The 8093-nt window shown below is 63.3% G+C and carries 6 protein-coding genes; 3 read left to right on the top strand and 3 right to left on the bottom strand.

Annotated features, from left to right (window positions below; translation table 11 throughout):
* Together PMI42_RS26260 and PMI42_RS26255 are read left to right on the top strand one after the other, a co-directional pair.
* On the top strand, nt 1-1799 hold a 1799-nt coding region (locus tag PMI42_RS26260; protein ID WP_008139712.1), incomplete at its 5' end, for a flagellar biosynthesis protein FlhA.
* A gap of 294 nt (nt 1800-2093) precedes the next feature.
* On the top strand, nt 2094-2294 hold the full coding sequence (locus tag PMI42_RS26255) for a hypothetical protein (RefSeq protein ID WP_008139709.1): 201 nt from the start codon (nt 2094-2096) through the stop codon (nt 2292-2294).
* Nucleotides 2295-3597: 1303 nt separating this feature from the next.
* Here PMI42_RS26255 and PMI42_RS26250 read toward each other — a convergent pair.
* On the bottom strand, nt 3598-4416 hold the full coding sequence (locus PMI42_RS26250) for an alpha/beta fold hydrolase (protein ID WP_008139703.1): 819 nt from the start codon (nt 4414-4416) through the stop codon (nt 3598-3600).
* A gap of 484 nt (nt 4417-4900) precedes the next feature.
* Between PMI42_RS26250 and PMI42_RS26245 the strand changes: the two genes are divergently transcribed.
* A complete protein-coding gene (locus PMI42_RS26245) occupies nt 4901-5827 on the top strand; it encodes a LysR substrate-binding domain-containing protein (protein WP_008139700.1) in 927 nt (308 codons plus the stop codon).
* 315 nt (nt 5828-6142) lie between these two features.
* Here the strand turns inward: PMI42_RS26245 and PMI42_RS26240 are convergent, their stop codons facing one another.
* Together PMI42_RS26240 and PMI42_RS26235 are read right to left on the bottom strand one after the other, a co-directional pair.
* Complete coding sequence (locus tag PMI42_RS26240) at nt 6143-7207, bottom strand: lysozyme family protein (RefSeq protein WP_008139698.1); 1065 nt, start codon at nt 7205-7207, stop codon at nt 6143-6145.
* A gap of 203 nt (nt 7208-7410) precedes the next feature.
* The coding region (locus PMI42_RS26235; protein WP_008139696.1) for an FAD-dependent oxidoreductase at nt 7411-8093 on the bottom strand (683 nt) is incomplete at its 5' end.

Raw genomic sequence — 8093 nt, 5'->3', positions numbered from 1 at the left:
CGCCCGCCGGTCACGTCATCGAGGCCTTCGGCAGCTTCGTGATGGGCGGCAATTTCGTCATCGGCATCATCGTCTTCGCCATCCTGATCATCGTCAATTTCATCGTCATCACCAAGGGTTCGGGCCGTATCGCCGAAGTCGCCGCCCGCTTCCACCTCGACGCCATGCCCGGCAAGCAGATGGCGATCGACGCCGATCTCGGCGCCGGCCTGATCGACGAGAAGGTCGCCAAGCACCGGCGCAAGGAGCTTGAGGACGAGAGCGGCTTCTTCGGCGCCATGGACGGTGCCTCGAAGTTCGTCCGCGGCGACGCCATCGCCGGCCTCCTGATCGTCTTCATCAACGTCGTCGGCGGCATGATCATCGGCGTGGCGCAGCAGGGCATGTCCTTCGCCGACGCCGGGCGCAGCTACACGCTGCTGACCGTCGGCGACGGCCTCGTCACCCAGGTGCCGGCGCTGATCGTCTCGACCGCGGCCGGCCTGCTGGTCTCCAAGGCCGGCGTCTCCGGCGCCGCCGACAAGGCGCTGATGAAGCAATTCTCCGGCTATCCGCAGGCGCTGGCGATGTCCTCGGCGGTCATGCTGGTGCTGGCAGCCCTGCCGGGCATCCCGACCCTCCCCTTCCTGGCGCTCGGCGCCGGCGCCGGCGCGCTCGCCTGGAACGCCCGCAATCGCAACCGGGTGACCGCCAAGGCCGAGGCAATGGCCAACGCCGCACCTGCGGCGGGTACGCCCGGCGCGCCGGGCGCCGCCGCGGCCGAAGAGCCGATCTCGGCCGCGCTCAAGATCGACGACCTCAAGATCGAGCTCGGCTACGCGCTGCTGCCGCTCGTCAACGGCCCCGACGGCACCGACCGCCTCACCGAGCAGATCAAGGCGCTGCGCCGTTCGCTCGCGATCGAGATGGGCTTCGTCATGCCGGCCGTGCGCATCCTCGACAACGTCCAGCTCGAGGCCAACACCTACATCATCAAGATCAAGGAGGTCGACGCCGGCACCGGCAAGATCTGGCCGAACCAGTTCATGGTCATGGACCCCGGCGGCAGCCAGGTGCAGGTGCCCGGCATCCACACCACCGAGCCGACCTTCGGCCTGCCCGCGACCTGGGTCGACGCCAGCCTCAAGGAGGAGGCCTCGCTCAAGGGCTACACCGTCGTCGACGCCGCGACCGTGCTCTCGACCCACCTCACCGAGCTGCTCAAGGCCAACATGTCGGATCTGCTCTCCTATGGCGAGGTGCAGAAGCTGCTCAAGGAGCTGCCGAAGGAGCAGAGCGAGCTGGTCAAGGACATCGTCCCCGGCCAGGTCACGGTCTCGGGCATCCAGCGCGTGCTGCAACTGCTGCTCGCCGAGCGCATCTCGATCCGCGACCTCTCGACCATCCTCGAAGGCATCGCGGATTCGCTCGCCTTCTCGCGCAATCCCGCCACCATGGTCGAGCACGTCCGCGCCCGCCTCGCCCGGCAGATCTGCGCCCAGAACACCTCCTACAACGGCTATCTGCCGCTGATCGCGCTGTCGGCCCGCTGGGAGCAGGCCTTTGCCGAATCCATCATCGGCCAGGGCGAGGAGCGCAGCCTCGCCATGCAGCCCTCGAAACTGTCGGAGTTCATGACCGGCGTGCGCGAGGCATTCGAGCGCGCGGCGCGCGAAGGCGAGGCGCCGGTGCTGGTGACCTCTGCGGCAATTCGTCCCTTCGTGCGCTCTCTGGTCGAACGGTTCCGGGCCCAGACGACCGTGCTGTCGCAGGCTGAAATCCACCCCAGGGCGAGGTTGAAAACGGTCGGAAGCATCTGATTTGCCTTAAGAAGCCGTGTGTTTTTCAGCCACAGGCAAATGGTTTTTGAGTTCCTGGCGCCTTGTCGACCAAATGCCGGCAAGGCGCCCTGAAAGCACATTACAGCTTTGAAATAATTATAAAATTGCACGATCTAGGGTCGCGCTTGATCGCGATCTTTCACGTCCTGTCACGCTCTTGTGATCGCCTCTTGGGAACGAATCCCCCCAATACTAGGTTGTTGGGCACCGGAAGCATGAACCTGCCCGAACAGGGTAGCGACTACTTCGGGTAGATGGCGGCAGGAGCCTTCCATGAACCACTCGATTTACAGCGCAGATCGCTCGACCCACCTGAAGATCGTGGCCGTCGCCCTCGTCGCAGGGATCGCGGTGGCAGGTTTCGGCATCACGGCACGCACCGGTTCGGACGAAGGTCTGACCCAGACGGCCCGCGTCATCAAGGCCGGCAAGCCGGTCGTTATCACCAGCTCGAACGTGAACCTCGTTCGATAAGGAGACATGAGTTTCAGGAATTCACGCGGCTCTTTACCAGCCCCCCAAAGTCGCCACGTGGATATGTAGACGACCCCAACCCCAAGTCGACTACAGAAAGCGCCCGCCCCCCACGGGCGCTTTCTCATGTCTGGGGGTGTGTTTTGGTTGCGAACTCTCCGTCGAATTCATCTGATGGACGACAATCGCCACTCTCGTATCCCGGACGCGCTGCCGCGTGTAACGCTGCTGCGCAGAGCCGGGACCCACACACGCACTGATGCATGGGCCCCGGCTCTGCAGCGCACCGTCGAAGAGACGCTGCGCTGCGTCCGGGGGCACGAGAGCGCGACTTTGGGCGCAACTCTCTCCAGGTCGTCCATTGCGAGCGCAGCGAAGCAATCCAGACCGCCTCTGCGGAGAAACTCTGGATTGCTTCGCTGCGCTCGCAATGACGGTGTTTGGGGCATGCATGTCGCTTCTCGATTTTGCATGTTCATCGCAGACGCACCTTCGCAGTCTCGCGGCGCATTCTGCCCGAGCTTTGCTTGGTCGCCTCACCCCCCAATTGAAAGAGGGCGCAGGGAAGACCGGGTGCCGGCCGGGCACCCACGGTCCACTGTGCGAAAGGTGGCAACAAGAATCTGCACAGCGGCATACAGGTGTAGCCTGAACATCCGGCCTTCCCTGCGCAGTGGGTTGACGGCTTATGTCGTGCTCTCCCCGGGGAGCGTTGCACTATTGCCCCCGTCGCCTTGCGGATGACTGACGCTGCGGACCCGGTTGGGCCGCGACGTCACCACAAGACTTGGCGCACAGACCCCGGGCGCCAGGACCACACGATTTTGCCGTACGCAGATCACACCGGTCGTGTGCGCGACGCTTTCGCTCACGGTTGCCCGCCCTGCGAAGCTTTTCGCGCCGATGTGACCCGCGTCCACCGCCGCCCGGCCCGCGTTCGTGACGATCGCGATACGCCCCTCTTCCTTGGGCCGGGTTGCGGCGACACATACGCCGTTTCCGAATTTCGGTAAAGTGGAATATTTTTGCCGTCGCGGGTTGACCGATGGCTTGGGTGTTTTGCCCGTCGGGCAACGCCAGGGCTTGTGGCTGGGCCAAGCAGCCGAACAGGTCCCGGTCAGCCGCCTTCATGTCAAATTTCCAACAGAACGTCGGAAACGCCGGGGTTGATCGACTGCGCGCTCGGGCGAATGTTCGAGGAGGGTTCGAGCTTCTTGATCGCTCCTTCGTTACAACGACGAAACCCGAACCCTCCTCAATCGACAACCCAAATGCCGTAGGCGGTGACGGAGGAGAGATGTCGTCAAGACCTGATGAACGAGAGCAGGTCGGGGTTGAGGACATCCGCATGTGTGGTGAGCATGCCATGAGGGTAGCCTGGATAAGTTTTCAGCGACCCGTTCTTAAGCAGGTTGACCGCACGCGGCACGGAACTTGCGAACGGGACGACTTGATCAGCCTCGCCATGCATCACCAGCACCGGCACGGTGATCTTCTTGAGATCCTCGGTATAATCTTCGAGCCAGGAGTCGACAGTCGCGTGGTGAGCGAGAGCACCACCGGCCATACCTTGGCGCCACCAGTTGGCGATGACGGCCTCCGAAGGCTTGGCCCCATCGAGGTTGTACCCGTAGAACGGATTCTCAGGCACGAAGCGGTAAAATTCCGACCGGTTGCCCAGCACGCCTGCCCGGATCGCTTCGAACCACTCCGGCGGTTGACCGGACGCGTTGTTCTCGCTCCGGTACATGTTCGGCGTCAGTGAAGCGACCAGAACCGCCTTCGCGACGCGCTTCTGGTGGCGAGCGACATAGCGAGCCACCTCACCGCCACCTGTCGAGTGCCCGATGTGGATCGCGTCGCGCAGGTTGAGGTGTTCAGTCAGGGCCGCGAGGTCGTCAACCCAGTGGTCCATGTCGTTGCCGGTGCTGGGCTGGTCGGACCGGCCGTGGCCGCGCCGGTCGTGGGCGATCACACGATACCCGTGATGAAGGAAGAACATCATCTGGGCGTCCCAGTCGTCCGCTGACAGCGGCCAGCCGTGGCTGAACACGATCGGCTGACCTGATCCCCAATCCTTGTAGAAGATGTTTACGCCGTCTGTGGTCGTGATCGTGGACATCGAGTCGCTCCATCTGTGCTGTTGGATATTTGTTGAAAAGTTTGCGGACGGGGGTCTAGAAAAAGCAAGCCGGCCCAAGCTGATCAGGCCAGACATCGCGCCCCCTGGCTTTCCAAAAGACACGATGTTCCGCGGCCTCGCCGGCGAGCCCTTGCCGTGGCACCCCCGATCGCCGACGCGTTATCGCCGGATCCGGCGCTGCGCTATTCGTCGCTCCTGCGCATTCGCGCGCGTTTCCCGCTAAATGAGGGATGCCACCCTCGATCGCGCTGCAGAATTGTCGAGGCCGTACTGAATTGCGATCACGCCGCGCCTATCGGCCTGGAGTGCTGGGATCACTTTGCTGAAGACGATACGAGGTTTCGGCGTCGACATTGTCGTTGTCCTTTTCTTGGTTGGAGACTGCGAAACGGTAAATCCCCCTTTGGCCGATGACCAAGACCTTGTAGGCTCCGAGCTATGCCTGGAAGATATACGAGGGGTCATGGAGCTCCGGCACCTGCGCTATTTCGTTGCCGTCGCTGAAGAAGGCAGCCTGCTCACGGCCGCGCAGCGGCGACTGAACACCTCTCAGCCATCGCTGAGCCGGCAGATCCGCGATCTGGAAACCGAGATCGGCGTCCAGTTACTGGAGCGCCAGGCGCGCGGCGTGGCGCTGACCGCCGCCGGACGCGTGTTTCTCGATCATGCGCGGCTGGCGCTGCTGCAGGTGGAGGCCGCAACGGAAGGGGCCCGGCAGACCGCGCAACCGCAAAGGCCCGTACTCTCGATGGGCTTTCTCGTCGGGCTGGAGGTGATGTGGCTTCCCCAGTTGCTGCGCATCCTCCGCGAGGAAGCCCCCGATGTCGAAGTCACGCTCAGCACGCAGTCTTCACCGGAGCTCGCGCTCGCATTGATGCGGGGAAAGCTGGACATAGCGTTCCTTCGTCCGGAGAAAGGCAACGACGGCGTCGTCTTCAAGATGCTGGCGAAGGAGCCCTTGATTGCCGTGCTGCCGGCCGAACATCGTCTGGCATCACGGAAGAAGATTCGTCCGCAGGATCTCGCCCGCGAGATCTATGTCAGCTCGGCAAGAACGTCGCCCGTCTTGCAGGAGGTCATACAGAATTACGCATCCCAGGTCGGCATTACTCTGAAGGCGAAGTACGAAGGCGAAAACATATCATCGGCCATGTCGCTCGTGGCCTCCACGGGCGGAATCAGCCTCGTCCCGCTCTATGCGCAGAACATGCTGGCACCGAACGTCGTCGCCAGAGCGCTCGAGGGCGGCACGCCAACGGTCGATCTGGCGCTGGGATACAATCGGGCCAATCCGTCGCCCTTGCTCCGTCGTCTGTTGTCCCGCGCGGATGAACTGGTCGCAAACGTCCAGAACCAGAGCATCATCCGCTATGTTGAAGCTGACCAGTAGCCGACGCGAGAGTCCGCTTCGGGTCAAAATGCGAAGAACTCAACCTGAGCAAATCTAGTCCGCCATGCCTCAATAAGCGGACCCCAGCGAGGTGCGACACTGCTTCGGCGATGGGCCAAGAACGGACTCCCGAACAGACTCATGAACGGACTCACGCAGAATAACTGATGCCATTCGCTATTCGATAGCTGCGTCGGCACGAGCGAGCAGCCTGGGCGGAAGTTCGAGGTCGACTTGGCGCGCAGTCCGTTGATTGAGCCCCTGCTCAAGCTCGGCTGGCAATGCGCGCGTGGCAGGGCCCTGGCGACAACGGAATTATTGGCTTGCCGCCGCAGCGGCGGTTGCCACATATTTCGTGTAGAACTCGGCGACCCGGCCGCGCCACATGCCGACGAACGCCTCTGACGTCACGTTGTCCACCGATTTCCAGGTGCGCTTGAACGCCGGAAGTGCATTGCCCCAGATCGCGCGTTTGCACCACCTCTCGCCCTTCTCCTTGCCTTCGCTGGTGGCGCACATCGATTTCCAGGCGGTGCGAGCAGGCCGGCTGATGTGCTCGGCGGCACCTTCCCAGCCCTGCTGATGGATCAGGTAAAGATCGCTCATGTCCGGCGTCCGGTGCGTGATCCACCCGAACTGGACGCCTTCGGTAATGATCTTGTAGGCGGCCGCTACGGCGTTGTCCCGCGGACTACGAATCTGCCCGAAGCCGAACTTCCCGAACTCATATTGGCTCAGCTGAAACAGACCGATATACGACCCGGTACGTTGATTGGGATTGAAACCGGATTCGATCTTGGCAACCGCCATCATGAAATTGAAATCGAGACCAAACGCGTCGGAAGCGCGTTTGATCTCTTCGGCCGGCGTTCCGACCGGAATATCCTTCAACGCACGCAAGACGATCTCCGCCGGTTTCTCGGCGGGCGGCACTTCAGACCAGATGTAATAGGTCAGATAACGGAAATCCGGCGTCGACGCCGCTTTCGGAGCACCATCGGACTCATCGCGCGCTGGCGGCAGCGACTGGACGATGTCGTCTCCCAACGACGCCAATTTCGGCCCGGCGGGATGATCGGCGATGTCGGCTCCGGTGCTCAACGGCGCGGAGCTTGCTGACGTCACTGCGTCAAGCTCTGCTCGTTCTGCCCGAAGCGCTGCCGCGAGCCTGGCGGCTGCCTCCGCGTATAGCGCGGGCGTCACCATGTTCGCAGGGGTCACAATGTTGGCTGGAGCCGCCACGTCCGCAGATGCTGCAAAGTTCGCTGCCGCTTCCCGCATGACATCCGGCGCCGTCGCAGCCGATCTGTTTCCGGCGGCCAGATAGAGTCCCACGGATGCGACGACACCCACGACGCAGCTGGTCTGCCAAACCTTCATGGCCCGAAGTCCACGGATGGCTGCTGTTCGAAGGGTGTTCGCATGTGTCCTGCGGCCTGTGACGAGCCTCCTTCGTAAAATCTTAAGGTTTAAATGTGGTGAACGAGAACAGACTTTCGGCCTCGCCACTCATCGGACGTGTCCCGCTTTGGGTCACAACCGGCCGGGGCGGGAGACGATTGGCCGATGGATGCACGGCCGGTTCAACGCCGCGGCACCCCATAGGTCGGCGGCGGTGCCTGCACCGTCGGCGCTGCCGCGGCGAACAGCTCGTCCTTGCTGCAGCTCATCGGCGGATAGATGCGCTTGCGGTTGATGGTCTCCTTGGTCGCCTTGGCGGCTGCGCCTGTGCTGCGCACCTCGCGATCCCATCCCTCCGTGTAGAGCGCGCCCCAGCCGCCGAGATCGAGCACGGTCACGTACCAGTCGACGCGCAGCTGCAGCATCGGCAGGCCGGCAAGATCGGCCACCGCATTGTGGCCCGCGAAGCGGCCCATGGGGCGGGCGAACTGGCAGGACATCACGGTCGGATGCAATCCGTCGACCACACTGGAGGCGACGTCGCCGGCCGCGAAAACGCCGGACAGATCGGCAACGCGCATGAACGGATCGACCAGAAGACGCCCGAGACGGTCGCGCGCGCCGGAGAAGCTCGCGGCCAGCCGGCTAGCGCGCATGCCCGCGCACCAGATCACCGTCTGGGCGGCGATGAACTCGCCGGAGCTCAGGTGAATGCCGGCGGCCTCGACCGACACGACACGCACGCCGAGCCGCGTCTCGACCTCGAGCGAGGTCAGCGCCGTCTCGATGACGGGACGCGCATGCGCGCCGATCGTGGCGCCGACGGTCGCATTGGAATCGACCAGGAGGATGCGGCGGCTGCCGG

It is taken from the genome of Bradyrhizobium sp. YR681, assembly GCF_000282615.1.
Classification (GTDB): Bacteria; Pseudomonadota; Alphaproteobacteria; order Rhizobiales; family Xanthobacteraceae; genus Bradyrhizobium.
This window is presented reverse-complemented; position numbering and strand designations above follow the sequence as displayed.

Bases quoted from the DNA above. Each gene is read 5' to 3' on its own strand.
- PMI42_RS26255 (WP_008139709.1), top strand. From the start codon at position 2,094: ATGAACCACTCGATTTACAGCGCAGATCGCTCGACCCACCTGAAGATC.
- PMI42_RS26250 (WP_008139703.1), bottom strand. From the start codon at position 4,416: ATGTCCACGATCACGACCACAGACGGCGTAAACATCTTCTACAAGGAT.
- PMI42_RS26245 (WP_008139700.1), top strand. From the start codon at position 4,901: ATGGAGCTCCGGCACCTGCGCTATTTCGTTGCCGTCGCTGAAGAAGGC.
- PMI42_RS26240 (WP_008139698.1), bottom strand. From the start codon at position 7,207: ATGAAGGTTTGGCAGACCAGCTGCGTCGTGGGTGTCGTCGCATCCGTG.